Origin of the sequence: Dolichospermum sp. LEGE 00246 (genome assembly GCF_015207865.1) — a bacterium.
GTDB classification, from domain to species: domain Bacteria; phylum Cyanobacteriota; class Cyanobacteriia; order Cyanobacteriales; family Nostocaceae; genus Dolichospermum; species Dolichospermum heterosporum.
This window is the reverse complement of sequence record NZ_JADEWA010000687.1, coordinates 1-1871: the sequence shown is the minus strand read 5'-3', so window position 1 is coordinate 1871 and position 1871 is coordinate 1. Positions and strand designations below refer to the sequence as shown.

The following is a 1871-nucleotide window of genomic DNA, read 5'->3' as shown; positions in this document are numbered from 1 at the left end:
GGGTTAGGGTGGGGTTCTACCCCAGAAGATGAAGTCAGCTTTTTAGAATTAAGTGGCTATATGCGTAATCAATTACTGCGAGATAGTGATATCATGAGCATGAATTGGGGTTTAGAATTGCGTGTTCCCTTTGTAGATAAAACCTTATTAGAAGCTGTTGCACCAATTCCTAGTAATATTCGTTTAGCACAGGGGAAAAAACTGTTAACACAAGCAATTACAGAGATACCTGATTGGGTAATAAACAGACCGAAAAAAGGCTTTTCTTTCCCCTTTGAAAATTGGATGAATAGTGAATTTGGTGATTATTTTCATAATGTCCATCAAAACCTAAATATCCCACCCAATATACCCCTCAACCCTTGGTATCGTCGTTGGAGTTTAGCAATATTAAACCATTGGTGGGAGCAGATTAACTCATGAAAGTTCTCCATGTCATTCCCTCTGTCGCAACCGTTCGCGGCGGTCCGAGTCAAGCCATTTTAGAAATGGTCAAAGCTTTAAGAAAAAATGATATTGATGCAGAAATTGTCACCACTAACGATAATGGTGAAGATATATTAGACGTACCTTTAGGAAAATTTATAAATTATCAACAAGTTCCTGTCCAGTTCTTTCCTCGGTTTTCTCCTTCTATTCACGCTTTGAGGGAATTTGCTTTTTCCAGAGAATTAACAATATGGTTATGGCAAAATATCCGTAATTATGACTTATTACATATTCATGGTATTTTCTCCTATGCTCCGACTATATCAATGGCGATCGCTCGCCGTCAAAAAGTTCCTTATATTGTTCGTCCTTATGGACTACTTTGTGAATGGTCATTACAGCAAAAAGCTCGTAAAAAAAAGCTATATCTCAAACTTATAGAAAAAGCTAATCTTGATCATAGTCAATCAATCCATTTTACCTCCATTGTAGAACAAAAAGAAGCATTACCATTAAATTTGACTTCTTCCAGTTTTGTCCTCCCCCTTGGTATTTATCCCCCTCAAAGAATTCTTAATGCTCGTGAAAAGCTAAAAAAACACCTGAACATCCCCACAGATGAACCAATTATCTTATTTTTATCTCGCTTACATCCTAAAAAAGGTTTAGACTACCTAATTCCAGCATTAAGTAAGTTATCTGATTACCGCTTCACATTCATTGTCGCAGGTAGCGGCGATTCAGATTATGAAACTGAGGTAAAAACTTTAGTCACAACTCATGGAATTGCAGAAAAAACACATTTTACCGGATTTGTCAAGGGTGAAATCAAGGATTTATTAATACAAGGAGCAGATATATTTGCCCTAACTTCCTATTCCGAAAACTTTGGTATATCAGTTCTAGAATCCCTAGCTGCTGGTACTCCAGTTATAATTACCCCTGGTGTAGCACTCAGTGATATAGTCCAGCAACAACATCTGGGATATGTTACAGAACTTAATATTAATGATATTGCTACTACAATTGAAAACTTCTTAGATCATCCTCAAGAATCGAAGGAAATGGGCGATTCCTACGGAGCGCTTCGCTATCGCGCCCGGCAGTTTATATTAGATAATTACACTTGGGATAAAATAGCATTAAAAATGATATCTGTTTATGAAAATATCATTCAAGGTAATAAACATTTATAGACGAGAATAAGTAATTGAACAAAAATATTTACAGTCATTGCGAGCGAAGGAGCAATCACAACCCTGGGAATTGCTTCATTTCACTTCGTTAATATTTACAGTCATTGCGAGCGAAGGGAAGCAATCACAACCCTGGGAATTGCTTCATTTCACTTCGTTAATATTTACAGTCATTGCGAGCGAAGGGAAGCAATCACAACCCTGGGAATTGCTTCATTTCACTTCGTTAATATTTACAGTCATTGC

The 1871-nt window shown here is 36.9% G+C and carries 2 protein-coding genes; both read left to right on the top strand.

Annotated elements, in window-relative coordinates; all coding sequences use genetic code 11:
- Positions 1-423 (top strand): asparagine synthase-related protein (locus tag IQ228_RS25575; protein ID WP_228044086.1); only part of this gene is annotated, 423 nt, incomplete at its 5' end.
- A complete protein-coding gene (locus tag IQ228_RS25570; RefSeq protein WP_193964940.1) occupies positions 420-1625 on the top strand; it encodes a glycosyltransferase in 1206 nt (401 codons plus the stop codon). The genes IQ228_RS25575 and IQ228_RS25570, both read left to right, overlap by 4 nt.
- Positions 1626-1871 lie beyond the last annotated feature (246 nt).

What these genes read in the sequence shown, in the direction of transcription:
- IQ228_RS25570 (WP_193964940.1), top strand. Translation starts at nt 420, where the DNA reads ATGAAAGTTCTCCATGTCATTCCCTCTGTCGCAACCGTTCGCGGCGGT.